The sequence below is a fragment of the Marinovum sp. J2-8 genome (assembly GCF_055808435.1).
This window is the reverse complement of sequence record NZ_JBVVRZ010000005.1, coordinates 191708-215990: the sequence shown is the minus strand read 5'-3', so window position 1 is coordinate 215990 and position 24283 is coordinate 191708. Positions and strand designations below refer to the sequence as shown.

At 59.2% G+C, this 24283-nt stretch carries 25 protein-coding genes and 1 pseudogene; 19 read left to right on the top strand and 7 right to left on the bottom strand.

Translation table 11 applies throughout. From position 1 onward, the window contains the following. Positions 1 to 56: 56 nt before the first annotated feature. Positions 57 to 1271: a bifunctional alpha/beta hydrolase/OsmC family protein gene (locus tag AC0L4F_RS16250; protein WP_244690107.1), complete on the bottom strand. Its 1215-nt coding sequence runs from the start codon at positions 1269 to 1271 to the stop codon at positions 57 to 59. 496 nt (positions 1272 to 1767) lie between these two features. On the opposite strand from AC0L4F_RS16250, the gene AC0L4F_RS16245 reads away from it, so the two are divergent. Both AC0L4F_RS16245 and AC0L4F_RS16240 read left to right on the top strand, forming a co-directional pair. Further along, a complete protein-coding gene (locus AC0L4F_RS16245; protein ID WP_473446701.1) occupies positions 1768 to 3018 on the top strand; it encodes a glycerophosphodiester phosphodiesterase family protein in 1251 nt (416 codons plus the stop codon). Between the two features lie 31 nt (positions 3019 to 3049). Next, the gene (locus tag AC0L4F_RS16240; protein ID WP_244690105.1) at positions 3050 to 3793 is read left to right on the top strand and encodes a heme-dependent oxidative N-demethylase family protein; all 744 of its coding nucleotides are present in this window, start codon (positions 3050 to 3052) and stop codon (positions 3791 to 3793) included. An 80-nt stretch (positions 3794 to 3873) separates the two neighbouring features. Here the strand turns inward: AC0L4F_RS16240 and mnmA are convergent. Next, positions 3874 to 5017: pseudogene (mnmA, locus tag AC0L4F_RS16235) on the bottom strand (tRNA 2-thiouridine(34) synthase MnmA). A gap of 122 nt (positions 5018 to 5139) precedes the next feature. On the opposite strand from mnmA, the gene sciP reads away from it, so the two are divergent. The 5 genes from sciP to AC0L4F_RS16210 all read left to right on the top strand — a co-directional run bounded on the left by sciP (position 5140) and on the right by AC0L4F_RS16210 (position 10737). Beyond that, positions 5140 to 5418, top strand: a complete 279-nt coding sequence (gene sciP, locus AC0L4F_RS16230; protein WP_244690103.1) for a CtrA inhibitor SciP — start codon at positions 5140 to 5142, stop codon at positions 5416 to 5418. A 93-nt stretch (positions 5419 to 5511) separates the two neighbouring features. After that, a complete protein-coding gene (ctrA, locus tag AC0L4F_RS16225) occupies positions 5512 to 6231 on the top strand; it encodes a response regulator transcription factor CtrA (RefSeq protein ID WP_244690101.1) in 720 nt (239 codons plus the stop codon). Between the two features lie 72 nt (positions 6232 to 6303). Next, positions 6304 to 8427, top strand: coding sequence for an NAD-dependent DNA ligase LigA (gene ligA / locus AC0L4F_RS16220; RefSeq protein ID WP_244690099.1), 2124 nt, complete (start codon positions 6304 to 6306; stop codon positions 8425 to 8427). Further along, positions 8424 to 10514: an ATP-dependent DNA helicase RecG gene (recG, locus tag AC0L4F_RS16215; RefSeq protein WP_244690097.1), complete on the top strand. Its 2091-nt coding sequence runs from the start codon at positions 8424 to 8426 to the stop codon at positions 10512 to 10514. The genes ligA and recG overlap by 4 nt, the downstream gene beginning before the upstream one ends. A 100-nt stretch (positions 10515 to 10614) precedes the next feature. Further along, entirely contained in the window at positions 10615 to 10737 is a 123-nt protein-coding gene (locus tag AC0L4F_RS16210; RefSeq protein WP_280520629.1) for a hypothetical protein, read from the top strand. A 240-nt stretch (positions 10738 to 10977) separates the two neighbouring features. Here AC0L4F_RS16210 and AC0L4F_RS16205 read toward each other — a convergent pair whose 3' ends face one another. Then, the gene (locus AC0L4F_RS16205) at positions 10978 to 11424 is read right to left on the bottom strand and encodes an iron-sulfur cluster assembly scaffold protein (RefSeq protein ID WP_244690095.1); all 447 of its coding nucleotides are present in this window, start codon (positions 11422 to 11424) and stop codon (positions 10978 to 10980) included. Between the two features lie 50 nt (positions 11425 to 11474). On the opposite strand from AC0L4F_RS16205, the gene hisI reads away from it, so the two are divergent. Then, a complete protein-coding gene (gene hisI, locus AC0L4F_RS16200; protein ID WP_244690093.1) occupies positions 11475 to 11870 on the top strand; it encodes a phosphoribosyl-AMP cyclohydrolase in 396 nt (131 codons plus the stop codon). 133 nt (positions 11871 to 12003) lie between these two features. Beyond that, positions 12004 to 13335, top strand: coding sequence for a trigger factor (gene tig, locus AC0L4F_RS16195; RefSeq protein ID WP_244690090.1), 1332 nt, complete (start codon positions 12004 to 12006; stop codon positions 13333 to 13335). A gap of 631 nt (positions 13336 to 13966) precedes the next feature. On the opposite strand, the gene rplI is transcribed toward tig, so the two are convergent. The 3 genes from rplI to rpsF are packed head-to-tail and all read right to left on the bottom strand — an operon-like array spanning position 13967 to position 15208. Next, a complete protein-coding gene (gene rplI / locus AC0L4F_RS16190; RefSeq protein ID WP_244690088.1) occupies positions 13967 to 14593 on the bottom strand; it encodes a 50S ribosomal protein L9 in 627 nt (208 codons plus the stop codon). A 12-nt stretch (positions 14594 to 14605) separates the two neighbouring features. Further along, positions 14606 to 14833, bottom strand: coding sequence for a 30S ribosomal protein S18 (gene rpsR, locus AC0L4F_RS16185; protein WP_005982441.1), 228 nt, complete (start codon positions 14831 to 14833; stop codon positions 14606 to 14608). Between the two features lie 18 nt (positions 14834 to 14851). Continuing rightward, the gene (gene rpsF / locus AC0L4F_RS16180) at positions 14852 to 15208 is read right to left on the bottom strand and encodes a 30S ribosomal protein S6 (RefSeq protein WP_244690086.1); all 357 of its coding nucleotides are present in this window, start codon (positions 15206 to 15208) and stop codon (positions 14852 to 14854) included. A 389-nt stretch (positions 15209 to 15597) separates the two neighbouring features. Here rpsF and AC0L4F_RS16175 point away from each other — a divergent pair, with 389 nt between their 5' ends. The 8 genes from AC0L4F_RS16175 (at position 15598) to AC0L4F_RS16140 (ending at position 21701) form a co-directional block, all read left to right on the top strand. Further along, positions 15598 to 15786, top strand: coding sequence for a hypothetical protein (locus AC0L4F_RS16175; RefSeq protein ID WP_244690084.1), 189 nt, complete (start codon positions 15598 to 15600; stop codon positions 15784 to 15786). Positions 15787 to 15968: 182 nt separating this feature from the next. Then, complete coding sequence (gene fabD, locus AC0L4F_RS16170) at positions 15969 to 16907, top strand: ACP S-malonyltransferase (RefSeq protein ID WP_244690082.1); 939 nt, start codon at positions 15969 to 15971, stop codon at positions 16905 to 16907. Between the two features lie 40 nt (positions 16908 to 16947). After that, positions 16948 to 17685 (top strand): 3-oxoacyl-[acyl-carrier-protein] reductase, encoded by a 738-nt coding sequence (fabG, locus tag AC0L4F_RS16165; RefSeq protein WP_244690080.1) that lies wholly within the window; start codon positions 16948 to 16950, stop codon positions 17683 to 17685. A gap of 226 nt (positions 17686 to 17911) precedes the next feature. Next, positions 17912 to 18145, top strand: coding sequence for an acyl carrier protein (locus tag AC0L4F_RS16160; protein WP_244690078.1), 234 nt, complete (start codon positions 17912 to 17914; stop codon positions 18143 to 18145). Between the two features lie 187 nt (positions 18146 to 18332). Beyond that, entirely contained in the window at positions 18333 to 19589 is a 1257-nt protein-coding gene (gene fabF, locus AC0L4F_RS16155; RefSeq protein WP_244690076.1) for a beta-ketoacyl-ACP synthase II, read from the top strand. A 4-nt stretch (positions 19590 to 19593) separates the two neighbouring features. Continuing rightward, positions 19594 to 20748 carry an endolytic transglycosylase MltG gene (gene mltG, locus AC0L4F_RS16150; RefSeq protein WP_244690073.1) on the top strand — a complete coding sequence of 385 codons (1155 nt, stop codon included), beginning with the start codon at positions 19594 to 19596 and terminating at the stop codon, positions 20746 to 20748. A 181-nt stretch (positions 20749 to 20929) separates the two neighbouring features. Continuing rightward, positions 20930 to 21364 carry a MerR family transcriptional regulator gene (locus AC0L4F_RS16145; protein WP_244690070.1) on the top strand — a complete coding sequence of 145 codons (435 nt, stop codon included), beginning with the start codon at positions 20930 to 20932 and terminating at the stop codon, positions 21362 to 21364. Beyond that, entirely contained in the window at positions 21303 to 21701 is a 399-nt protein-coding gene (locus tag AC0L4F_RS16140; protein WP_244690068.1) for a carboxymuconolactone decarboxylase family protein, read from the top strand. The genes AC0L4F_RS16145 and AC0L4F_RS16140 overlap by 62 nt, the downstream gene beginning before the upstream one ends. 29 nt (positions 21702 to 21730) lie before the next feature. On the opposite strand, the gene AC0L4F_RS16135 is transcribed toward AC0L4F_RS16140, so the two are convergent. Then, on the bottom strand, positions 21731 to 21988 hold the full coding sequence (locus AC0L4F_RS16135; RefSeq protein WP_244690065.1) for a DUF6552 family protein: 258 nt from the start codon (positions 21986 to 21988) through the stop codon (positions 21731 to 21733). A 539-nt stretch (positions 21989 to 22527) separates the two neighbouring features. On the opposite strand from AC0L4F_RS16135, the gene AC0L4F_RS16130 reads away from it, so the two are divergent. Both AC0L4F_RS16130 and AC0L4F_RS16125 read left to right on the top strand, forming a co-directional pair. Then, entirely contained in the window at positions 22528 to 22869 is a 342-nt protein-coding gene (locus tag AC0L4F_RS16130) for a hypothetical protein (RefSeq protein WP_244690063.1), read from the top strand. Continuing rightward, positions 22778 to 24145, top strand: a complete 1368-nt coding sequence (locus tag AC0L4F_RS16125; RefSeq protein ID WP_473446693.1) for a DNA-packaging protein — start codon at positions 22778 to 22780, stop codon at positions 24143 to 24145. The genes AC0L4F_RS16130 and AC0L4F_RS16125 overlap by 92 nt, the downstream gene beginning before the upstream one ends. The last annotated feature ends 138 nt before the right edge of the window (positions 24146 to 24283 follow it).

Here is a 24283-nt window from a genome sequence, read left to right as displayed (position 1 = left end):
CCCCCATACTTTGCCCCACAATATTTTGCCAGTGGGGCCGGAAACCAACAGCTGTGCTAAACCGCCAGCTCGGTGATCACCTTTGACGTGCGCTCCATTGTCTGATGCACCGGGCATTTGTCGGCGATTTCCATCAATCGGTCGCGTTGCTCCGGGCTCAGACCGCCCTCAAGCCGGATTACACGGCGAAAAAAGTCGATCTTGGTCTCGACACCGGTGCCGGCATCCTGGGCATGCATCTTGTCATGGCTGACATCGACGCTGACATGTTCCAGAGGCCAGCCTTTGCGGCGGGCGTACATGCGTATGGTCATCGAGGTACAGGCCCCAAGCCCGGCCGCCAGAAAGCCATACGGCGACATGCCGCGGTTGCTGCCACCATAGGCCTTCGGCTCATCCGCAAGAACGTGATGCCAGGGGCCATCATTGATATCCTGCAGGAACCCGGCCGGATCGGCCTCGGCGACGCGCACGATGCCTTCGGGGGCACCGGGCGGTGGGGCAGGCGGCGCAAGGTCAAGATACCGACCGGCCCAGGCGGCGATCACCTCGGCGGCATATTCGGCGTCCCGTGGCCGTGAAATCAGATGGTCGGCATTGTCCAGCGTGACAAAGCTCTTGGGGTGTTTGGCCGCCAAAAAGATATTGGCGGCATTGTCGATCCCCACCACATCGTCCAGCGGCGCATGTAACACCAACAGCGCCTTGTGCAGATTGGCGATCACCGGTTCGAGGTTCTGCGCCGAAACATCGTCGACAAAGTCGCGCCCGATTTCGATCGACCGCCCGCCCAGCATCACATGTGCCTTGCCCTTTTGGGCAATGTCGTCCAGCGCCCCGGCAAAGTTATGGGTCACGTGTTTGGGATCAAACGGCGCGCCAAGGGTGGCCACCGCCTTGATCCCGCTCATGTTTCCAGCCGCACGCAAAACCGCCGCGCCGCCCAGTGAATGGCCGATCAACAGCCCCGGTGCCATGCCCCGGTCGGTCAGGGCGGCACAGGCGGCTTCAAGATCACCGACATTGCTGGAAAACGTGGTGTTACAGAATTCACCCTCGGAATGGCCCAATCCGGTGAAATCAAACCGCAGCACCGCAATACCCATCGCCGCCAACCGGCTGGAAATGCGACGCGCTGCGGGAATGTCCTTTGAGCAGGTAAAGCAATGTGCAAACAGTGCCGTCGCCAGATGCGGCCCATCCGGCAGGTCCAGCCGCGCGGCCAGCGTGTCGCCGGAATGGCCGGTAAAGGAAAATCGTTCGGTGGGCATCTGAGCGTTCTTTCTGCTTCGTTTTGTGGGGCCTCATACAGACTAAGCCGTCATGGACCGCAGTTCCATGATCATGTCAGCCACGTCACAGGGGTGTGAGCCCGCGGGAGGCGGCGCGATTTGCGCAAGAAGCTTTTTCCGATGCTTGTTCGGTTTTTACCGCTGTGTAAAGATTGCCGTGCAAAACGGCTGGACTTCCAAGAGGGACGTTGACCGGGGGCAAGGTGCCAAGACCGTCGCAGGGCCGTTGTTGTCGATGGCCCTGATCTCTGCCCGTAATTGACGGCGCTGCATGTGCGGGGAACCCTGACGGTTTCATTTGCAACCTGACCTCGGGTTTCCGGGCCCATGTGGCGGGCGCATCGGTGCGAAAATCGGGCGTATCCGTGCAACGCGCTATGAATGTTGGAAAACTTTCACCGTTGCGTCACATGTTTTTCGCCTTGGCACCTTCCTGTCCGCCCAGACACCAAGTCAAAAATTCCCGGAGGGACCTATGCAACGTCTTACTATTTCGGCTGCACTTCTGTGTGGCGCTGCCAGCCTCAGCCCCGCCTTTGCAGGCGGCCACGCCATGTCTGAGGGCACATCTTATGGCCCACGTCCGTTCTATCTGATCGACCGGATGGAAGAGGGCGCGCTGAAGGACAAATTGATGTCCTGCCAGGGCCAGACCGCAAAACCTTCGCTGTTTTCGGTCGGTCACCGTGGCGCTCCGCTGCAATTCCCCGAGCACACAGTCGAATCCAACATGGCCGCCGCACGTATGGGCGCGGGCATTCTGGAATGTGACGTCGCCTTTACCGCGGACAAGGAACTTGTCTGCCGTCACGCGCAAAACGATCTGCACACCACCACCAACATTCTGGCGACAGAGCTTGGCGCGAAATGCACCACGCCGTTTTCGCCCGCCTCCGGCGATACCAAAGCCACGGCCGAATGCCGCACATCCGACATCACATTGGCCGAGTTTGAAACTCTGACCGGCAAGATGGATGCGGCCAATTCTTCGGCCACCGATGTCGCCGGTTACATGGACGGCACCGCCAACTGGCGCACCGATCTGTATTCGGTTGAGGATGGCACGCTGCTGACCCATGCCGAATCGATCGAGCTTTTCAAATCGCTGGGTGCGAAATTCACCCCCGAGCTGAAAGATCCTTCGGTTGAGATGCCTTTCGACGGCTTCACCATGGACGATTACGCCCAGAAGATGATCGACGAATACAAAGCCGCAGGCGTGCCTGCGTCCGACGTCTGGGCTCAGAGCTTCAATCTGTCGGTTGTGAAATACTGGATCGAAAACGAGCCGGAATTTGGCGCCCAGGCGGTTTATCTGGATGACCGTTACGAAGCCGAAGACGAAGACGAAGGTCTGATTGATCCGATGGATCGCGCCACGTTCAAGCCAACCATGCAGGAACTGGCCGACATGGGCGTGAACTATGTTGCGCCGCCGCTGTGGATGCTGCTGACGCTGGACGCCGAGGGCAACATGGTTGCGTCGGAATACACCAAAGCCGCGCAAGAGGCCGGTCTGAAGATCATCACTTGGTCGCTGGAACGCTCTGGCCCGCTGACAACCGGCGGTGGCTGGTATTTCCAATCGGTCAAGGACGCGGTGGACACCGATGGCGATTATTTCACCATCGTCAATGCCCTGCATGAAGAAGCCGGTGTTGCTGGTATCTTCTCTGACTGGCCTGCGACTGTGACTTATTACGCAAACTGCATGGGTATTGAATAAAACCCTTTGCAATTCATGGGCCGGAACGATCATGTTCCGGCCCATGATCCTGCAGTCTCATATTCCATTTGATCTGTCTCAACGCCCGTTGCCGGGCGTTTTGCCGTTGGACATGGCGGATTGGGTGCAGGTTGATGATGCCTATGCCGGCCAAATGGCGGCGCGGATCGCAATATTGGCGGAGCGGGGCGATGCGGTCCTGCGGCTTGATCGTTCTGCGCTGCCCGCGGCGCAAGAGGCGCTGGCGCTTGTCTTGGCGCAAATGGCCGGAATGCCCATGTTTCGGGTTGCTGAGACGGCGGTCACTTGCCCGGATGGCCGCGTGGTGGGCATTGATCGCGCCCGACCGCTTGAGACATTATGTCATTTGATTCAGGAAGATATCTGCCTGATGGAAAAGCGCGGCGCGGAACATGTGCTGACCGGGGCCTGTCTGTGTTTCCCGGCCAGTTGGATGCTGGCCGAGAAATTCATGCGGCCCTTGCGGGCCATTCACACGCCGGTGGCGCCCTATGACGATGTCATGGCCCGGCGGGTGCAACGGTTGTTTGACGGGGTGAAGGCGGGGCGGCCGTTGTGGCGGTTCAACCTGTTGCCCTATCACGATCCGGCTTTGTATCAGCCGCGTTCAGAGAGCGACCGTCGCGCGCCGGAAACGGTCGATTGCGCGCCCTTCCTGCGGTCGGAACGGCAGAGCATTCTGCGCCTGCCGGAAACCGATGCCGTGCTGTTTTCAATCCACACTTATGTGGTGGCAGCCCCGCAGGATAAATAGGCCGCTCATCCACCCTAACAGGTGTCTTCGCCACAGAAAGACAGGCCAGGCGGTGACTGGCCGCAAGGGCTGAAAGAGCGTTAATGTCCGCGCCAGATCCAGCCGCCGCCCAGAACCCGCGTGCCTTCGGTCGCGTAAAACACACAGGCCTGTCCGGGCGACACACCTTCCTCTGGTGTCAGCAGCTCCACCTCGGCCTCGGTGTCGGAAATCGGCCGAAGGATGGCTTCGCGTGGCGGGCGTGTCGACCGGACCCGCACCATGATGTCACGTTCCGCACTGTCGGCAAAGTTTCCATCCCCAAGCCAGTTGATTTCGCGCACCGGAATGGTCCGGGTCGACAGCATCTCTTTTGGCCCGACAATCACCCGTTTTGCCTCGACATCCAGCTTTACCACGTAAAGCGGCTCGCTCAGCCCGCCGATGCCCAGACCCCGGCGCTGACCGATGGTGTAATGGATCACGCCGTTATGCGTGCCCAACACCCGGCCATCGGCATGCACGATCTCGCCCGGTTCCGCCGATCCGGGGCGCAGCTTTTCGATCACTTTGGCATAATCGCCGTCCGGCACAAAACAGATGTCCTGGCTGTCGGGTTTGTCGGCGACGCTCAGCCCGTGTTTGGCGGCAAGGGCGCGGGTGTCGGCCTTGCTGGCCAGATGGCCCAGCGGAAAGCGCAGGTAATCCAGTTGTTCCTGGGTGGTCGAGAACAGAAAATAGCTTTGATCCCGGTTGCCGTCGGCGGCGCTGTGCAATTCTGCCCGGGTTTCGCCCATCTTGCGCTGGATATAATGCCCGGTGGCCATGCAATCGGCATCAAGATCCTTGGCGGTGCCCAGCAGATCCTTGAATTTCACCCGCTCGTTGCAGCGGATACAGGGCACCGGCGTCGCGCCGCCCAGATAACTTTCGGCGAATTCATCCATCACCGCATCGCGAAACACGTTTTCATAGTCCAGCACGTAATGCGGAAAGCCCATTTCTTCGGCCACGCGGCGGGCATCATGAATATCGCGCCCGGCACAACATGCGCCCTTTTTCGCCAGCGCCGCGCCGTGATCATAGAGCTGCAGGGTGATGCCGACGACATCATAGCCTTCGCGCGCCAATTCCGCCGCCACCACTGAAATCCACACCGCCCGACATGGCGACAACCACACGGGTTTCACTGGGCGGTTTGGCAAACCCCAGCGAGTTCAGTTTTTCCTTGGTGACGGTCGTCATGCGAATCCCCTTCGAGAAGTCCGCGAGAATATATGAAAATCCTAAATACTCTCAAGGGGGGCCTTCACGCCTGGTTAAGTAACATTGCCCATCTTTGATGCAAACAAGCGGACGAGGAAGACATGTATCTGAAAAAGGTAGAAGGGCCACGGGCCGTGACGTTGCCGGATGGGACGGTGATGACACGTGCGGATCTGCCGTCTGATCGCACACGCCGCTGGGTCGCTTCGCGCAAGGCGGCCGTGGTGCGGGGGGTGCTTTATGGGTTGATTACTCAGGAAGATGCGCAAAAACTCTATGCAATCTCTGCGGATGAATTCCGCGAATGGGTGACAGCGGTATCGCAACATGGCGAAGATGCATTGAAAACAACCGCATTACAGAAATATAGACAACCTTGAGTTGTGTTCTTGTTTTTCCCCTGATACGGTAACCGGTAGTTAACCTTTGTTGTTCAGGTTAAATAGAAATGTACCATTCAGCGGAGATTATCCATGCGCGTATTGCTGGTTGAAGACGATCCCACGACGGCAAAAAGCATTGAGCTGATGCTGACTCATGCGAATCTCAATGTGTATTGCACCGACCTTGGCGAGGAAGGGATCGATCTGGCCAAGTTGTACGATTATGATTTGATCCTGCTGGACCTGGGTCTGCCGGACATGAATGGCCATGAAGTGCTGCGCCAGCTGCGTCTGGCGCGGATCGAAACCCCGATCCTGATTCTGTCGGGGACCGATGATACCGAGAGCAAGCTCAAGGGATTTGGATTTGGCGCGGATGACTACCTGACCAAGCCATTTCACCGCGAAGAGCTGGTTGCGCGGATCCATGCGATTATCCGCCGGTCCAAAGGCCATTCGCAATCCATTATCCACACTGGGCAGATCTCGGTTGATCTGGATGCCAAAACTGTCGAGGTCGGCGGACGCCCCGTGCATCTGACGGGCAAAGAATACCAAATGCTGGAACTACTTAGCCTGCGAAAGGGAACAACCCTGACCAAGGAAATGTTCCTCAATCACCTCTATGGCGGTATGGATGAACCTGAACTGAAGATCATTGATGTATTCATCTGCAAGTTGCGTAAAAAGTTAAGCAATGCGACGGGCGGCGAAAGTCATATCGAAACGGTGTGGGGCCGGGGCTATGTCTTGCGTGATCCTGCACCACAAGAGTTGGATGGCGGGGACCGGCTGGCCATCGGCGCATAGATCTGAACTAGCGTCTGGACCCTTTGTTTTGCGCGCCTTATCACTTGGGTCGAAGTGATCAGGAGGCGTGGCATGGTAAATCCGGACTTGTCAGAGGACGCGGCGCGCGAAGAGTTTTTTGAGTTGCAGGCGGCGCTTTGGGCCGCCAATCGGGAATACCACTCCCAGGATGCGCCTTCGATCTCGGATGCTGAGTTTGATTCGGCAAAGCGCAGATATCTGGAGCTGATCGAGCTTTTCCCGCAGCTGGAGGCTCTGGCCACTCAGGCCAAGACCGTTGGCGCGCCGATTGCCGATGGCTTTGCCAAAGTGGCACATCAGGTCCGCATGATGAGCCTTGGCAATGCGTTTTCCGACGAAGATGTGACGGAATTCGACCTTGGAATTCGGCGATACCTCAACTGGCCCGCGCAAGAGCAGCTTGCCTATACCGCTGAACCCAAAATTGATGGGCTGTCGCTTTCTCTGCGATATGAACAGGGTAAACTGGTCACGGCTGCGACACGTGGCGATGGGGAAACCGGCGAAGACGTTACGGCCAATGCCCGCACGATTTCCGACATTCCGACCGAGATCGCAGATGCGCCCGACATCCTCGAGGTGCGCGGCGAGGTCTATATGAGCCACCCGGATTTTGAAGCGCTGAACGCGCGGCAAACCGCGCGCGGCGGCAAGACGTTTGCCAATCCGCGAAATGCCGCCGCCGGCTCCTTGCGCCAGCTGGATGCAGAGATCACCCGCGACCGACCGCTGGCGTTTTTTGCCTATGCCTGGGGCGCGCTGAGCGAAGCCCTGGCCGATACGCAAATGGGGGCGATCAAACGGTTACGGGAATTCGGATTTCAAACCAATGAGTTGACCAAGCGGTGTGAAACACCTGCTGAGATGCTGGCGCAATATCGCGACATTGAAACCCGGCGCGCCACTTTGGGCTATGATATTGACGGGGTCGTCTACAAGGTTGATCGGCTCGACCTTCAGGCGCGGCTTGGGTTTCGCTCAACAACGCCCCGTTGGGCGATTGCGCATAAATTCCCTGCCGAACTGGCCTGGACCCGGCTCGAGAAAATCGACATTCAGGTCGGCCGCACCGGCACGTTAAGCCCGGTTGCGCGGCTGACGCCGGTGACCGTGGGCGGTGTCGTGGTGTCAAACGCGACACTTCACAACGAAGATTATATTGCCGGCCTCGACAGCCGGGGGGCGGTCATCCGCCCGGACGACGCTGGCGCCGCCAAGGACATTCGCGAAGGCGATTGGGTTCAGGTGTACCGCGCCGGTGATGTGATTCCCAAAATAGCGGATGTCGACCTGTCAAAGCGCCCGGAGGATTCAATCGCATTTGATTTTCCGACGGTTTGCCCGGAGTGCAACAGCGAAGCCCTGCGCGAATCCGGTGACGCGGCGCGCCGCTGTACCGGCGGATTGATCTGTCCGGCACAACAAATTGAAAAGTTGAAGCATTTTGTATCGCGGGCCGCGTTCGATATTGAGGGTCTTGGGGCCAAGCAGGTCGAGCAATTCTGCCGCGACGGCTGGATCGCGGAACCGGCGGATATTTTTACGCTGGAGGACCGTTACGGTCAGGGGCTTCAACAGCTGAAGAACCGTGAAGGTTGGGGCGAAAAATCCGCCCGAAAGCTGTTTGACGCAATTGAAGAACGGCGCAAAATCCCGTTGGGGCGGGTGATTTTTGGCCTTGGCATTCGCCATGTCGGTGAACAGGTGTCAAATCTGTTGGCCGGTCATTACGGATCCTGGGCCGCATTTGATCAGGCGATGCGCGACGCGCAACCCCAGGAAGGCCCGGCGTGGGACGACCTGTTGGCGGTTGATGGGGTTGGTGCGGTGTTGGCGTCGTCCCTGGTTGCCGCCTTTGGGCAAGAGGGCGAATATGCAGCGATTGATCGTTTGGTGCAGGCGCTGAACATCCAGGACGCGGCCAAACCAAAGGTGGACGGCAGCCCGGTCGCGGGCATGACCATCGTGTTCACCGGGTCGCTGGAAAAGATGACGCGGGCCGAGGCCAAGGCCCGGGCAGAGGCCCTGGGGGCCAAGGTTTCCGGCTCTGTGTCGGCAAAAACCGATCTGGTGGTGGCCGGTCCCGGCGCGGGGTCCAAAGGCAAGAAAGCCGCCGAACTGGGCATCGACATGCTGGATGAAGATGGCTGGCTGGCCCTGATTGGCGCCGCATGAGCACCCGGCCAGAGCCGCTTTTTCCGCTGTTTGCGGGGCTGGAAACCCTGCCGGGGGTGGGGCCGAAGACGGCAAAATCCCTGGCCGCCCTGGCGATTGAGGCGCCGCGCGATGTGCTGTTCACGCTGCCGCATACCGGCATCGACCGGCGTCGACGTGACAGCGTACAGGGCGCGGAGTTGCCCGGGGTTGTCACGGTAGAGGTCGAAGTTGGGCGCCATCTTGAGCCGCGCAATCGGTCGGGGGCCTATCGCGTGAATGTACAGGACGCGCAAACCAGTTTTCAGCTGGTGTTTTTCCATGCGCGTGGCGATTACCTGAAGAAAATCCTGCCGACGGGCCAACGGCGGATGGTGTCGGGCAGGGTCGAATTGTTCGATGGCATCGCCAATATGGTGCATCCCGACCATATTCTGCCGCTGTCCGAGGCCGGGGATATTCCTGAATTTGAACCGGTGTACCCGCTGGTGGCAGGGGTCACGCAGAAGGTGATGCACAAGGCGGCGCATGGTGCGCTGAGCCGCGCGCCGGAGCTTGCAGAGTGGATTGAACCGACGCTTTTGGCACGAGAGGCCTGGCCGAATTGGCGCGATGCCCTGACGGCGGCGCATGCCCCCGAAGATGCCACAGGATTGTCGCCCAGCCATCCGGCGCGTCAACGGCTGGCCTATGACGAGTTGCTGGCCCATCAGGTGACTCTGGCCCTTGCGCGGCAAAACCGACGTCGCAGCAAGGGGCGGGCGACGGTTGGCACACAGGTTCTGCAATCCCCGGTGCTGCAATACCTGCCTTATGCGCCGACGGGTGCGCAAACCCGTGCAATCGCTGAAATTTCTGCGGATATGGCGCAATCTGAGCGGATGAACCGGCTTTTGCAGGGCGATGTCGGATCGGGCAAGACGCTTGTGGCGTTCATGGCGCTGTTGATCGCGGTCGAGGCTGGCGGGCAGGGGGTGATGATGGCCCCAACCGAGATCCTCGCACGCCAACATCTGGAAGGGTTGCAGCCGCTGGCCGAAAGCGCCGGAGTGGTGCTGGAGCTGCTGACCGGGCGCGACAAGGGCGCGGATCGGGCCGCCAAATTGGCGGCATTGAAACGCGGCGACATTCAGGTTCTGGTTGGCACCCATGCGGTGTTTCAGGATGACGTGGAATTCGCGGATCTGCGGCTGGCGATTGTCGATGAACAACATCGGTTTGGCGTGCGCCAACGGCTGGCCCTGGGGGCCAAGGGGCGGACAGCGGATGTGTTGGTGATGACGGCGACGCCCATCCCGCGCAGTCTTGCCCTGGCGCAATATGGCGACATGGATGTGTCGGTGCTGGATGAAAAACCGCCGGGGCGGAAACCGATCACCACGGCGCTGGTGTCCACAGATCGGCTGGATAAGGTCGTGGGCCGTATCCGCGCCGCGGCGGAGGGCGGTAAACAAGTCTATTGGGTTTGCCCCTTGGTCGGCGAAAGCGAGGTGTCGGACCTGATTGCCGCAGAAGAGCGGTTCAAGCGTCTGCGCGCCGTTTTGGGGGAAGGGCGGGTTGGTCTTGTGCATGGCCAGATGCCGCCCGCCGACAAAGACGCCGCCATGGCGCGGTTTCAATCCGGTGAAACGTCGGTTTTGGTCGCGACCACGGTGATCGAGGTTGGGGTGAACGTGCCGAATGCCACGATCATGGTGATCGAACGAGCCGAGATTTTCGGTCTGGCACAGTTACACCAATTGCGCGGCCGGGTGGGGCGGGGCGATCAGGCCTCTACCTGTTTGCTGATGTATCAACCACCGCTAAGCGAAAATGGCCGCAAGCGATTGGAAACGTTGCGCAATACAGAAGACGGTTTTGTGATTGCGGAAACCGATCTGGAGATGCGCGGCGCGGGGGATGTGATCGGCACGGCGCAATCGGGGCTGCCAAAATTCCGCGTGGCTGATTTGGAAAGCCAGGCGGGCTTGATGGAAGTGGCGCAAATGGATGCGCGGGCCTTGTTGACCAGTGACCCGGCTTTGACCTCTGACCGTGGTCGGGCAGCGCGCGTTCTGCTTTGGCTGATGCGCCAGGACGAGGCGATCCGTTTGATTTCAGTGGGTTAGTGTCCAAATTCCATTTTTGTTCTCAAATGTTCTCAGAAAGTTCTTTACAGAACGTTTCCAATATGAGAACAAATGAGCAACGGACACACGGAGACGCCCCATGCGACACGCCCCGAGCAAGACACGCCGCCGAGCCAATCTAAGCCTGTTTCAGGATGCTGCCGGTGCGGTTTCATTGATCGTCATGTTGGTGGTGTCTTTGCACCTGCCGTCGCTTTTCTAAGGATTACCCCTGCCTGCATCATGTCCGGCCGCTGCGCGCCTGTCCCAATCCGCGCGAACCTGCTTATTCCCATCCCCTGGGATTTCGGGGCCTGCCTCAACCGCCCCATAGGCCGGACATGAATGCTTACTTGGCCGCCTTCTTCGGAAGGCGGCCTTTTTTTGTCAAATTTTCCAGAGATTTAATGATGTCTTGCGACAGCTTTTGGGGCGCGGATTTCTGCGGTCTTGGACCAGTGCGTCAGGCGGAAATCGCCATCGCCTGATGTGCGGCTTCGGCGGTGGCCTCAACTGCCAACAGGATCGAGGCATGCCGGTTCTTGTAGTCGCGCGCGGGCAAAAGAACCTCGTAGCCGTCAAACGGCGCGCTGGGCACCGGGCCGTCCTGTTTCAGCATCGCCTTCAATTCATCGCGCGCCCGGTCCAGTTCCGCGGGCGTGCGCCCGATCACCGCCGCACCCAGCACCGAGGCCGCCGATTGCCCCAACGCACAGGCCTTGACGTCCTGACCAAAGGCCGAAATGCGGCCGTCTGTCATCACCACATCCACGGTCACGGTGGACCCGCAGAGCGGAGAACGCTTTTTGACGGTGGCGTCCGGCGTTTCCAACCGGTCGAGAAACGGGATGTCTGCCGCCAGGGCCAAAATGCGGGCGGAATAAAGCTTGATCAGGTCTGTATCGGCCATGGTGGCTTTCTCTTTTGCACTGCTGTTCTTACATAGGGCCGCAATGTCCCATGCAAAAGGTTTTTCGCCCCATGTCCGATGCTCCCGACGTCTTTGATCCTGCGACTTTGGTCTATAATGACGCAGGTTTGATCCCGGCAATCGCCCAGGATGCCGAATCCGGCGAAATTTTGATGATGGCCTGGATGAATGCGGATGCGGTGGCGCGCACCTTGGCCACGGGCAAAGTTACCTATTGGTCACGGTCGCGTCAGGCGTTCTGGATCAAAGGGGAAAGCTCTGGCCATGTGCAGCAGTTGGTTGATTTCCGGCTGGATTGTGACCGCGACTGTCTGTTGGTGACCGTCAACCAGACCGGCCCGGCCTGTCACACCAATCGGCGCAGCTGCTTTTACACGGCGGTGCGGGACGGCGAAGAAGTCGAGTTGATGAAACCAGAAAGCTGATTGATTGCCTGTCAGACGGCGCCACAGCGCGCGGGGATGCGAATCCGCCTTGCGCGCTTGGGCCGGGGGGCATAGAAGACCCCAGATTTGAAATAGGCGGGCGAGACCCGCCCTTGGACTTATGGGGAATGGGATGCAGGTCACCGAGACGCTGAACGAAGGTCTGAAACGCGGATACGCGATTACAGTCACCGCCGCCGAACTGGACGCGAAAGTTACCGAGAAACTCGTCGAGGCACAGCCCGAAGTCGAGATGAAGGGTTTCCGCAAAGGCAAAGTGCCGATGCCGTTGCTGAAAAAACAGTTTGGCCAGCGTTTGATGGGCGAAGCGATGCAGGAAACCATCGACGGCGCGATGAACCAGCATTTCGAAGACAGCGGCGACCGCCCTGCGCTTCAGCCTGAGGTCAAGATGACCAATGAAGACTGGAAAGAAGGCGACGACGTCGCAGTCGAGATGAGCTATGAAAAGCTGCCCGACATCCCCGAGGTTGACCTGAAGTCGGTCAAGCTGGAAAAGATGGTTGCCAAGGCTGGCGACGCAGAAGTTGACGAAGCGCTGGCCAATCTGGCCGAGACCGCCCAGGATTTCAACGACCGTGACGCAGGCGCAGAAGCGCAAGACGGCGATCAGGTTGTGTTCGACTTCCTTGGCAAGGTTGACGGCGAAGCCTTTGAAGGCGGCGCGGCGGAAGATTACCCGCTGGTTCTGGGTTCGGGGTCGTTCATTCCCGGCTTTGAAGAGCAGCTGGTCGGTTCGAAAGCCGACGAGGAAAAAGACGTGACCGTCACTTTCCCGGAAGATTACCAAGCCGAAAACCTGGCTGGCAAAGAAGCTGTTTTCACCTGCAAAATCAAAGCAGTGAAAGAGCCGGTTGCCGCAGAGCTTGACGATGAGCTGGCCAAGAAATTCGGCGCAGAGAGCCTTGATGGTTTGAAAGAGCAGATCAAAGAGCGTCTGGAGGCGGAATATTCCGGCGCAGCGCGTGCCGTGACCAAACGGGCCCTGCTGGACCAATTGGACGAGCTGGTGAAATTCGATCTGCCGCCGTCGCTGGTGGAAGCAGAAGCCAAGCAAATCGCGCATCAGCTGTACCACGAAGAGCACCCGGAAGACACCGGCCACGATCATGGCGAGATGGAGCCGACAGACGAGCACAACAGCCTGGCGGAGCGCCGGGTGCGTTTGGGCCTTTTGTTGGCTGAACTGGGCCAGAAGGCCGAGGTTCAGGTGTCTGACGCCGAGATGACCCAAGCGATCATGAACCAGGCACGTCAGTACCCGGGTCAGGAACGCCAGTTCTTTGAATTCGTGCAGCAAAACCAGCAGATGCAACAGCAACTGCGGGCGCCGATCTTTGAAGACAAGGTTGTCGACTACATCATGGAGCTGGCCGAAGTGACCGAGAAAGAGGTCGACAAGGAAGAGCTGCAAAAAGCTGTCGAGGCTCTGGACGACGAATAATCTACGCGCCCGTCAGGGCCGTTAGACCACACAAGGAAAAGGCCGGAGTTCTTGCTCCGGCCTTTTTCTATGGGACATCTTCTATGGAACATCGCTGGATTTAAGCGTGGTCATAAATAGAAAGAGGCCGCCCCGAGAGGCGACCTCTTCCTCAACCGGACGCAAATAGACTGGGGGCTATGCTACCGGCTGTCGTTTCCGAAACCTGACCATGGTGTCAACGCGCTGACATTGGCCGGGCTTCGGACGCGATCCCAATCCCGATTGCGGCCCTGCGAAGAAGGAGGGTGTCTTCCAAGCCGCGTCGGGAGGTATGTGGTGGAGCACCGACCAAGTGCAGGGCGCGGGCCGAAACAAACGGATGTCGTACGACGTCCGGGGGAGGGACCAGGCTGGTCATACGTTCTGCTTGTTTCAACATGGTTGCGCTTCTCTGCTACTTGGTCAGGTGCAGGGCCCTTTTCTTGCTGTGACGTTGATTGAACCCGTGCAATCAAGATAGCCGTTGATGGATCAGCGCGCCGCGCAGCAGGTGGATATGCGGGCTGTTCTTTTGGGTAGCTTCATAAGCAAAAAGGCCGCGCATCCCGGAGGAGCGCGGCCTTTTCAATGTTCTTGATGGTGGAACAGATTAGTTCTGTTCGTCATCATCCGATGCGGGTGCATCTTGGCCTGCGTCGCCCAGATCGTCATCGTCGGACGCGGCAGAGCCGATATCGTCAAACAATTCAGAGATCTCGAATTCGGCTGCAGCTTCTTCTTCTGCGGCCAATTCCTGGATCGATTTGCCCGATGCTTGCAGCTCGGCTTCTTCCGGCGAACGTGCAACGTTCAGCGAAATGGTGGCTACAACTTCGGGGTGCAGGGTAACTTCGATGTCATGCAGGCCCAGATCTTTGATCGGGGTGCGGATCACAACCTGTTTGCGATCAATCGAGAAGCCCTCTTCGGTGGCCACGGTTGCGGCGTCACGGGTGGTGACGGAACCATAGAGGCTGCCACCATCGGAGGCTTGGCGAATCACGACAAACTGCTGGCCATCAAGACGCGATGCCAGATCTTCGGCTTCTTTCTTGGTCTCCAGGTTGCGCGCTTCAAGCTGCGCTTTCTGGGCCGCGAAACCGTCGATGTTGGCTTGCGATGCGGTCAGAGCTTTGCCCTGACGCAGGAGATAGTTGCGCGCGAAACCGGGTTTGACGTCAACAACGTCGCCCATTTGGCCCAGCTTGGCCACACGTTCGAGAAGGATAACTTGCATTATGCTCACTCCTTACTTCACGGCGTAGGGCAGAAGCGCCAGGAAACGGGCACGTTTGATCGCACGGGCCAGTTCACGCTGCTTCTTGGCCGAAACGGCGGTGATACGGGACGGCACGATCTTGCCACGCTCAGAGATGTAGCGCTGCAGAAGACGTGTGTCTTTGTAGTCGATTTTCGGTGCGTTGTCGCCCGAGAAGGGACATACTTTACGACGGCGGAAAAATGGTTTGGCTGCCATGGTTTAGCTCTCCCTGACTTAGCGGCGTTCGCGACGGCGATCGTCACGCTCGTCACGTTTTTGCATTTGAACGGAGGGGCCTTCGACATGTTCGTCGACCTTGATGGTCAGCACGCGCATCACGTCATCATGCAACCGCATCAGGCGTTCCATTTCCTGGACCGCTGCCGAAGGCGCGTCGGTGCGCATATAGGCATAGTGGCCTTTGCGGTTCTTGTTGATCTTGTAGGCCATTGTCTTGACACCCCAGTATTCGGTGTCGACAACTTTGCCGCCATTGTCGGTCACGACGGTGCCGAAATGTTCAACCAGGCTTTCGGCCTGTGCGCCGGAGAGATCCTGGCGCGAGATAAAGACATGCTCGTAAAGGGGCATGTGCACTCCATTTATATCAAGGCGCATTTCAAAGGGTGGGGCCATGTCCTTTCGCCCCCAACCCACGAGAGACTGCGCGGTTCAATCGTCTTGCGAAAGGAAGGCCCCGTATACAGCCAGATGCGTGAAAGGCAAGGGCGAAGGTGGTCGCAGGGGGGCAGAGGTGGTTTTGTGCGATCTAAACCCGAATTGCGCCGCATTCCTGCCTGAATTGATCGCAAGAGTGTCTGAAACCGCAAGGGGGGAGACCGACAATGTCCGCAGCCAGCCAGGTGATGCCGTCGCAGGCCATGGGCCCAACACATGGAACCGGCCGGGGAAACGGTCGGGGAAACGGTCAGGCGTCGCGACAGTCACAAACGGCTGAGGGCGCAAGTACGATCGGGCACATGGTTCGCCTGTTTACCCGATTGATCGGAATCGCGCTTTTGCTGAGCGCAATCGGGCTTTGGATTTCACCGAAGGCAACCTATTTGCCGGAGCTGATGTTGATGAAGGCCTGCGCGACATTCTTCTTTGCGTTGACCGGCCTCTATTTGGTGATCATCGCCCGCAATCCAAAAAAATCGCATTCCTGAGTCCCACCTGACCCCACGCAACAGGCGGGACCAACGAAAACCGGCCAGCCGTTTCACGGTCTGGCCGGTTTTTGTTGTGAAATGACGCGAAATCCGGGCGCAATGGCCCGGCATTTGCGTTGCAGTGGCTGCGCTTGGCGCGTATCCATGTCGGCACGCTGAAGAAATAAAAGGGTTAGGGCATGGGACGCGCATTTGTATTTCCCGGACAGGGGGCACAGGCCATTGGCATGGGCAAAGCATTGGCGGAGGCCTATCCCGCGTCCAAAGCCGTCTTTGACGAGGTCGATGCGGCCCTTGGGGAAAACCTGAGCCAATTGATCTGGGAAGGGGATGCGGCAGAGCTGACCCTGACAGAGAATGCGCAACCGGCATTGATGGCGACCTCGATTGCCGCGATGCGCGCGCTTGAGGCCGAAGGCATTGCGGTGACCTCTGCTGATTACGTGGCGGGGCATTCGCTGGGGGAATATTCGGCATTGGCAGCTGTCGGCGCGCTGAGCGTGGCCGATTGCGCCCGTCTGTTGCGGATTCGCGGTCAGGCCATGCAAGCGGCCGTTCCGGTGGGGATTGGCGCGATGGCGGCCCTGCTGGGGCTTGATATCGAAGGCGCCCGCAAGGTCGCGGCCGAGGCGGCGCAGGGCGAAGTTTGCGAAGCTGCGAATGATAATGATCCCGGCCAGATCGTGGTTTCGGGCCACAAGGGGGCCGTGGAACGCGCGGTTGAGATCGCCAAGACCGCGGGCGCACGCCGGGCGGTTTTGCTGCCGGTCAGCGCACCGTTCCACTGTGCCTTGATGGAGCCGGCGGCACGCGCCATGGCAGAGGCGCTGGATAATGTCGAAATTTCGAAACCCAGCGTGCCCTTGGTGGCCAATGTCGTGGCCAAGTCGGTCGAAGATCCGGCAACCATCCGGTCGCTGCTGGTGGATCAGGTGACGGGCGCGGTGCGGTGGCGCGAAAGCGTGGAATGGATGGCGGCCAAGGGTGTCGACGACATCTGGGAAGTTGGGGCAGGCAAGGCGCTTTGCGGGATGATCCGGCGAATCGACCGGTCTGTGACCACCCGAAATATCGGCACGCCAGAGGATGTGGTGGCGGCAAAGGCCGCATTGGTCTAAACGCCAGACCCAGGCCAAGACAACGGAACGAGGGTAGCAAATGTTTGATTTGAGCGGAAAATGTGCGTTGGTGACGGGCGCTTCTGGTGGCATCGGTGGCGAGATTGCCAAGGTGCTGCATGGCGCTGGCGCGACTGTGGGGCTCAGTGGCACGCGGGAAGCGCCGTTGCAGGAGCTTGCAGCGGAGTTGGGGGAGCGGGCGCATGTGCTGCCCTGCAATCTTTCGGATCTTGAGGCGGTCGACGCCCTGCCGAAACAGGCGATTGCGGCAATGGGCGCTGTGGATATTCTGGTCAACAACGCCGGAATCACCCGCGACAACCTGTTCATGCGGATGTCGGATGACGAATGGAATTCGGTGCTGGCGGTCAACCTGACGGCGTCGATGAAGCTGTGCAAAGGTGTGATGCGCGGCATGATGAAGGCCCGTTGGGGCAAAATCGTCAATATTTCGTCGATTGTCGGCGCCACCGGCAACCCCGGTCAGGCAAATTACGCGGCCTCGAAGGCGGGAATGATCGGCATGGGCAAATCACTGGCCTATGAGGTGGCAAGCCGTGGCATCACGGTAAACGCCATCGCACCCGGTTTTATCGCGACCGCCATGACCGACAAGCTGACCGATGAGCAAAAGGACAAGATCAACGTCCAGATCCCCGCTGCACGCATGGGCACGCCGGAAGAAATCGCCGGTGCGGTTCTGTACCTTGCCAGCCCGGAGGCCGGTTATGTGACGGGCGCGACCTTGCACGTCAATGGTGGCATGGCCATGTTGTAGTCGCCGATGCCGGCACCTCGGAAAGCGTTTGCCAAGCGCAACACTTATGCTATAGGCGCGGGGAAATCCGGGGCCGCAGGCGCGCCGGGGCACTTAGAATAACCTGCTGTTGCGGGTGACACAGGCCGCAGGCCACTCGCTGTCCTTTGACAGGACAAATCAAGTTCGATCCCCGCGGGGCACGGGCAAAACAGGGCCAAAGGCCCAAGACCATGAGGACCAAATCATGAGCGAAGTCGCAGACCGCGTAAAGAAAATCGTTGTAGAGCACCTGGGTGTGGATGCTGAGAAAGTTGTTGAAGGGGCGTCGTTCATTGACGATCTCGGCGCAGACAGCCTCGACACTGTTGAGCTGGTGATGGCGTTCGAAGAAGAGTTCGGTATCGAAATTCCCGACGACGCGGCCGAGACCATCCAGACCTTTGGCGATGCGGTGAAATTCATCACCGAAGCGTCCTGATCCACGGATCGTAGAGTTTCTGAAACGGCGTGCCCGACTGGGCGCGCCGTTTTGCATTTCGGGACCGGGGCGGGGATTGGAAAACCCGCCGGTACGCGGTCCTTTGCTGAATGACATAGTGCAATGCCTTGCCCAAATGCCAGTGGTCGGGGTATGAGCATGCGACGCGTTTAAAAGGGGCAGAACCATGCGCAGAGTAGTCGTAACAGGGCTTGGTCTGGTGACACCGTTGGCCTGTGGGGTCGAGGAAAGCTGGAAGGCGATCCTGGATGGAAAATCCGGTGCGGGCACAATCACGCGGTTCGATGCCAGCCATCTTGCCACAACCTATGCCTGTGAGGTGCCGCATGGTGACGGCACGGATGGCACATTCAATCCCGATGATTGGATGGCCCCCAAAGACCGGCGCAAAGTCGATGATTTCATCCTTTACGGCATTGCGGCAGCTGAGCAGGCGGTTCAGGATTCCGGTTGGATGCCGGAAGATGACGAGTCGCTGGAACAAACAGGTGTCTTGATCGGTTCGGGCATTGGTGGCCTGAATTCGATTGCCGAAACAGCCATCTTGATCAAGGAACGCGGCCCCCGTCGGGTTTCGCCGTTCTTTATTCCCGGTGCGCTGATCAATCTGATTTCGGGGCAGGTGTCGATCAAATACGGCTTCAAAGGCCCGAACCATGCGGTTGTGACCGCCTGTTCCACAGGCGCACATGCGATTGGTGATGCGGCACGGATCATCAAGGACGGCGATGCCGAAGTGATGATTGCCGGCGGTGCCGAGGCGGCGATTTCCGAAATCGGGATTGCGGATTTCAATGCCTGCAAAGCGTTGTCGACCAAACGCGGCGACGATCCGCAAAAGGCCAGCCGTCCCTATGACGAAGACCGTGATGGTTTTGTCATGGGCGAGGGCGCGGGCGTTGTTGTTCTGGAAGAATACGAACACGCCAAGGCGCGCGGTGCCAAGATCTATGCCGAGGTTGTCGGCTATGGCATGTCTGGTGATGCCTATCACATCACGGCCCCATCCGAGACCGGCGAAGGCGCGGAACGTTGCATGAAAATGGCGTTGCGCAAGGCCGGAATTGGCCCGTCGATGATCGACTATATCAACGCGCATGGCACATCCACGATGGCCGATACAATTGAATTGGGCGCGGTCGAGCGGCTGATGGGGGATTTCGCCCATACAGTCACCATGTCGTCGACCAAATCCGCCACCGGGCACCTTTTGGGGGCGGCTGGCGCGATTGAGGCTGTGTTCTCGATCCTGGCGATCCGCGATCAAGTGGCGCCGCCGACCATCAATCTGGACAAGCCCGCAGTTGACACCAAGGTCGATCTGGCGCCGAACGCAAAACGCGAGCGCGAGATCACCTATGCGCTGTCCAACTCCTTTGGCTTTGGCGGCACGAACGCCTCGGTCTTGTTCAAGAAGGTCTGATCCCATGTGGCGGAGCATCGCTTCCAATGCCCTGAGTTTCCTTGTTGTCGCCGTGTTTCTGTTCGGCGGCACGTTGCTTTGGGCGCAGCGGGAATATTCGGCCCAAGGCCCCTTGAGCGCGGCGATCTGTCTGAAGGTCGAACGCGGGTCGAATTTTTCCCGCGTGTCGCAATCGCTGGTCGAGCAGGGGGCGATTTCCAGTGGCTTTCTGTTTCGGGTCGGGGCGGATTATTCCGACAAGACCGCGGCGTTGAAGGCCGGTTCGTTCCTGGTGGACGAAGGCGCCAGCATGGCAGAGATTGTCGATGTCATCACCCGCGGCGGGGCCAGCACCTGTGGCACCGAAGTGATCTATCGGATTGGTATCCTGCGTGCCAGCGCCGAGGTTCGGGAACTGGACCCCAACACCCAACGCTTTGTCGAGGTTGCCAAATTTTCACCGGGTGAAGAGGCCGCGCCTGAGGCCTATACCCGTGTGCGCGGCGAAAGCGACACCCGCTATCGCATTGCGCTGGCCGAAGGTGTGACCAGCTGGCAGGTGGTCGAAGAGATGAAGGCGCTGGATGTGTTGGATGGCACAGTGGCGGAATTGCCGGCAGAGGGCTCGCTTGCGCCGGACAGCTATGAAGTGTCGGTCGGCACGCAACGGGCGGATGTGATCGCCCAGATGCAGACCCGCCAAAAAGCGATCATTGCAGAGGCCTGGGCCAATCGGGCGGATGATCTGCCGCTGAACTCGATGGCAGAGATGCTGACGCTGGCGTCGATTGTCGAAAAGGAAACCGGCGTTGCGGCAGAGCGTGGTCAGGTGGCCAGCGTGTTTATCAACCGGTTAAATCAGGGGATGCGGCTGCAAACCGACCCGACGGTGATCTATGGTATCACCCTGGGGCAGGGCAGTCTTGGTCGGGGATTGCGGCAAAGCGAGCTTCGCCGGGCCACACCCTATAACACCTATGTGATTGATGGTCTGCCGCCGACCCCGATTGCCAACCCCGGCGCGGCGGCGATTCAGGCAACGGTGAACCCCGATCAGACGGATTATCTGTTCTTTGTTGCGGATGGTACTGGCGGGCATGCCTTTGCCGAAACGCTGGCAGAGCATAACGAAAACGTTGCGCGCTGGCGTCGGATCGAAGCGGAAAACGCCGGTCAGTAGATTCCGGTGCAAGGTCAGAAAAGGCGGGTCATTTTGGCCCGCCTTTTTTGTGGGCATGCCGGATTTTGACCCTGGCAGGATTTGGCTGCTGTTTTGTCGTCGATTCCTGCGAAGAGGCGCTTGACTTAGAGTGCGCTCAAAGCCCTAGGATCAGGGGCGTCGTGACGAGAAGAAGGCCGCCATGAAAATCGGAACTCTGGCCAAACGCAGCGGATTGTCTGCCCATACCATCCGGTATTACGAACGCATCGGGCTATTGCCGCCTGCGGATCGGGATGCCGCGGGGCGGCGGGACTATGATGTGTCGATCCTGGTCTGGATAGAATTCCTGCGCCGATTGAAAACCACCGGAATGCCGATCCGAGACATGTTGCGCTATGCGGCATTGCGGGACCGGGGTGTTGAAACCGGGCCAGAGCGGCGGGCGCTGCTGGAGGCGCATCGCGCGCAAGTGCGGGCGCATCTGGCGGAATTGGAGGCTTGTCTTGTCGTCCTCGATACCAAGATCGGCGGTTATGCCGAGGTTGAACAAAGGATCGTGACAGGTGACGCAGATGGAACAACACAAGACAGAGAGCCGGTTGGCGCGGGGCAAACGCGCGCTGGCGGAAATTGACGGGCAGGCCGGACAAAACGTGATTGACGCGCTGGCGGATATCGCGCCGGATTTTGCCACCTATCTTTTCGAATTCCCGTTTGGCGATATCTATACCCGACCCGGGCTTGGGCTGCGGGAGCGGGAGATCGCCACCATTGCGGCGCTGGCCGCGATGGGAAATGCCCAGCCGCAACTAAAGGTGCATATCGAGGCTGGGTTGAATGTCGGCTTGACGCAGGAGGAGATCACCGAGGTGCTGATGCAGATGGCGGTTTACGCCGGCTTTCCCGCTGCATTGAACGGGTTGTTTGCCGCCAAGGAGGTGTTTGCCGAGGTGTCCTTGTCGGGCGGCTGAGCGGCCAGCGCCCCCGAACCGGGGGTAGGTTAACCAGAGGCCGTCATGCCGACAATCATCGAGCCAAAGGCGACGATGTGGATCAGGATGATGGCCCGGTCCTTCCACAAGATCCCCACCGCGAGCCAGCCGATGACACCGGCAAGAAACAGGTAGAGGTTCCACGGGGTATAGCCAAAGCCGGTCGCGGCATAGCCGAGGATCTGAATGATTGATGCGATCCATTTGACGGTGGTGACCAGATCAAATCGTGTGGCAGGAGGCGTGGGATTGGCAAGCGACGTCATTGTAGAAAACCTGATTCTGGTGTGGGGATTGTGATACATATGCCCACGCTTTGGCGGCGTGTGAAGCCAGAAATACACGCATCTGACAGTAATAATTCTATTGTCATGCGGGGGGCTTCACGTGAGTGTTTGGTGGGTCTTTTGGGGGCGTCGATGTGTGCAGATCCATTGGTCAACAGTGCCCTGATCCCGTTGACGGTGCGGGATAAGGCGATCTTGCCGCCTGATCCACATGGGCGGTGGTCGGCCTGTTATCAGGGCGTGTAGCGGGTCACACGCAATGAGAGGTTCATGCGGTCCGAGGTCAAAAGATGTGGGAAAAATGTCTGTCGTGCCGTCGGGGTGAATACTTTCGCAATCTGAGAAACGGTTGATTTACAATGTGTTAACCCCTGTGGGCTTGACATTGCGACCGCATTCCCGTATAGATTGTGACATGCTGGACGACATGGGCAAACGGCCCCCGGGGAAACCTGGGCGGTCGTTTTTTTGTGTCGCTCATACGGGGGAAACCGTCAGCATGGAAGGTCTATCATCACATGACTCTCATCACCCCGAAACGAGACGTGGAGCGCCTTGAGGCAAGGCTTGTTGTAGTTCGGGAAAGTCTCGTGGAATTCGAGACAGCGCTTAGAGACCTGAAGAAACGGGTCCAATGCGGGGAAGTCGACACATTGAAGGACGTCAGCAAAACCGTCGCGGATATTCGCGGCTGGATGAAGCTGGCCATGGAAACGGAGTCGCAGCTTGCAGAATATGCACGGAAAGAAGCCGCCATCGACGGAGCCTATGGGCTCGACCTTGAACAGGCACGATCTGAGATCGGGTGCCGTCTTGCTCAGCTGCGCAGATGCTGCGGTGCAGGACGCGTTTCTGAATGATCTGGGTGCGGGAGAGCTTATGGCTCTCCCTTTTTTGTTCGAGTTCTGGGCGCATCCGCACCAGTTGCCGCCTGAGGGGGCGTGGCGCAGTTGGGTGGTGCTGGGCGGGCGCGGCGCGGGCAAGACCCGCGCCGGGTCCGAATGGGTGCGCAGTATGGTCGAAGGTGCCCGCCCACGTGATCCGGGGCGGGCCAAACGATTGGCGCTGGTGGGGGAGACCTATGATCAGGTGCGCGATGTCATGATCTTTGGCGACAGCGGTATTCTGCAATCTTCTCCACCGGATCGACGGCCACATTGGGAGGCCAGCAAGCGCCGGTTGATCTGGCCCAATGGCGCGGTGGCACATACGTTTTCGGCCAATGACCCCGAGGCCCTGCGCGGGCCGCAGTTCGACGGCGCCTGGGCGGATGAATTGGCAAAATGGCCCAAGGGGGAAGATACCTGGGACATGTTGCAGTTTGCCCTGCGATTGGGCGAGCATCCGCAGGCCTGTGTCACCACGACACCGCGAAATGCGGAGGCGCTGAAGACGCTCCTGGAGTCGCCTTCGACCGTGGTGACGCGCGCCCCGACCGAGGCGAACCGGGCGCATCTGGCGGCGTCGTTTCTGGAAGAGGTGCGGGCGCGGTACAAGGGATCTGCGCTGGCGCGGCAAGAGTTGGACGGCGAATTGCTGACCGATATTGAAGGCGCGCTTTGGACCCATGCGCTTTTGGATGAATGCCGGGATGCGAATACCGGAGACTTTGACCGGATTGTGGTGGCGGTGGATCCGCCGGTGTCCGGCCATGCGGGATCGGATGAATGCGGGATCGTTGTGGCAGGTGTGCGAATGACCGGTGAGGTGCAGGATTGGCAGGTGCATGTGCTGGAAGATGCCAGCATTGGTGCGGCCAGCCCGCGCACATGGGCAGAGCGGGCCGTCGAGGTCTATCACCGGTTTCAGGCCGACAGGATTGTTGCCGAGGTCAATCAGGGCGGTGCGCTGGTTGAGGCGGTGGTGCGCCAGGTGGATGGGGCTGTGCCGATGAAATCTGTCCATGCCAGCCGGGGCAAGGTGGCGCGGGCCGAACCGGTGGCCGCGCTTTATGAGCAGGGCCGGGTGAAACATGTGCCGGGGCTGCACAAGTTGGAAGAGCAGATGTGCCGCATGTCGCTGAAGGGGTACGAGGGCAAGAAAAGCCCGGACCGGGTCGACGCGCTTGTCTGGGCTTTGACGGAATTGGTGCTGGATGGGCAGGGCGGTGCGAAACCGGCGGTGCGTACGCTCTGATCGCGCGACCTTAACCAATTTGAAGCATATTGGTTGGCGAGCAACGAGACGCCCCGGCATGTGGGGCATTTCAGAATTATCCGAATGCGTGGCGGACACGTCGGGCCAGGGGTGGTCCGGCGGAGGGTGAGATTTTGC

What these genes read in the sequence shown, in the direction of transcription:
- AC0L4F_RS16245 (WP_473446701.1), top strand. Translation starts at nt 1,768, where the DNA reads ATGCAACGTCTTACTATTTCGGCTGCACTTCTGTGTGGCGCTGCCAGC.
- AC0L4F_RS16175 (WP_244690084.1), top strand. Translation starts at nt 15,598, where the DNA reads ATGGTTCGCCTGTTTACCCGATTGATCGGAATCGCGCTTTTGCTGAGC.
- ligA (WP_244690099.1), top strand. Translation starts at nt 6,304, where the DNA reads ATGGTAAATCCGGACTTGTCAGAGGACGCGGCGCGCGAAGAGTTTTTT.
- AC0L4F_RS16145 (WP_244690070.1), top strand. Translation starts at nt 20,930, where the DNA reads ATGAAAATCGGAACTCTGGCCAAACGCAGCGGATTGTCTGCCCATACC.
- AC0L4F_RS16205 (WP_244690095.1), bottom strand. Translation starts at nt 11,424, where the DNA reads ATGGCCGATACAGACCTGATCAAGCTTTATTCCGCCCGCATTTTGGCC.
- AC0L4F_RS16250 (WP_244690107.1), bottom strand. Translation starts at nt 1,271, where the DNA reads ATGCCCACCGAACGATTTTCCTTTACCGGCCATTCCGGCGACACGCTG.
- fabD (WP_244690082.1), top strand. Translation starts at nt 15,969, where the DNA reads ATGGGACGCGCATTTGTATTTCCCGGACAGGGGGCACAGGCCATTGGC.
- AC0L4F_RS16125 (WP_473446693.1), top strand. Translation starts at nt 22,778, where the DNA reads ATGGGCTCGACCTTGAACAGGCACGATCTGAGATCGGGTGCCGTCTTG.
- fabF (WP_244690076.1), top strand. Translation starts at nt 18,333, where the DNA reads ATGCGCAGAGTAGTCGTAACAGGGCTTGGTCTGGTGACACCGTTGGCC.
- AC0L4F_RS16140 (WP_244690068.1), top strand. Translation starts at nt 21,303, where the DNA reads ATGGAACAACACAAGACAGAGAGCCGGTTGGCGCGGGGCAAACGCGCG.
- rplI (WP_244690088.1), bottom strand. Translation starts at nt 14,593, where the DNA reads ATGCAAGTTATCCTTCTCGAACGTGTGGCCAAGCTGGGCCAAATGGGC.
- AC0L4F_RS16135 (WP_244690065.1), bottom strand. Translation starts at nt 21,988, where the DNA reads ATGACGTCGCTTGCCAATCCCACGCCTCCTGCCACACGATTTGATCTG.
- recG (WP_244690097.1), top strand. Translation starts at nt 8,424, where the DNA reads ATGAGCACCCGGCCAGAGCCGCTTTTTCCGCTGTTTGCGGGGCTGGAA.
- rpsR (WP_005982441.1), bottom strand. Translation starts at nt 14,833, where the DNA reads ATGGCAGCCAAACCATTTTTCCGCCGTCGTAAAGTATGTCCCTTCTCG.
- tig (WP_244690090.1), top strand. Translation starts at nt 12,004, where the DNA reads ATGCAGGTCACCGAGACGCTGAACGAAGGTCTGAAACGCGGATACGCG.
- mltG (WP_244690073.1), top strand. Translation starts at nt 19,594, where the DNA reads ATGTGGCGGAGCATCGCTTCCAATGCCCTGAGTTTCCTTGTTGTCGCC.
- AC0L4F_RS16130 (WP_244690063.1), top strand. Translation starts at nt 22,528, where the DNA reads ATGACTCTCATCACCCCGAAACGAGACGTGGAGCGCCTTGAGGCAAGG.
- AC0L4F_RS16210 (WP_280520629.1), top strand. Translation starts at nt 10,615, where the DNA reads ATGCGACACGCCCCGAGCAAGACACGCCGCCGAGCCAATCTAAGCCTG.
- AC0L4F_RS16160 (WP_244690078.1), top strand. Translation starts at nt 17,912, where the DNA reads ATGAGCGAAGTCGCAGACCGCGTAAAGAAAATCGTTGTAGAGCACCTG.
- AC0L4F_RS16240 (WP_244690105.1), top strand. Translation starts at nt 3,050, where the DNA reads ATGTTCCGGCCCATGATCCTGCAGTCTCATATTCCATTTGATCTGTCT.
- hisI (WP_244690093.1), top strand. Translation starts at nt 11,475, where the DNA reads ATGCAAAAGGTTTTTCGCCCCATGTCCGATGCTCCCGACGTCTTTGAT.
- fabG (WP_244690080.1), top strand. Translation starts at nt 16,948, where the DNA reads ATGTTTGATTTGAGCGGAAAATGTGCGTTGGTGACGGGCGCTTCTGGT.
- sciP (WP_244690103.1), top strand. Translation starts at nt 5,140, where the DNA reads ATGTATCTGAAAAAGGTAGAAGGGCCACGGGCCGTGACGTTGCCGGAT.
- rpsF (WP_244690086.1), bottom strand. Translation starts at nt 15,208, where the DNA reads ATGCCCCTTTACGAGCATGTCTTTATCTCGCGCCAGGATCTCTCCGGC.
- ctrA (WP_244690101.1), top strand. Translation starts at nt 5,512, where the DNA reads ATGCGCGTATTGCTGGTTGAAGACGATCCCACGACGGCAAAAAGCATT.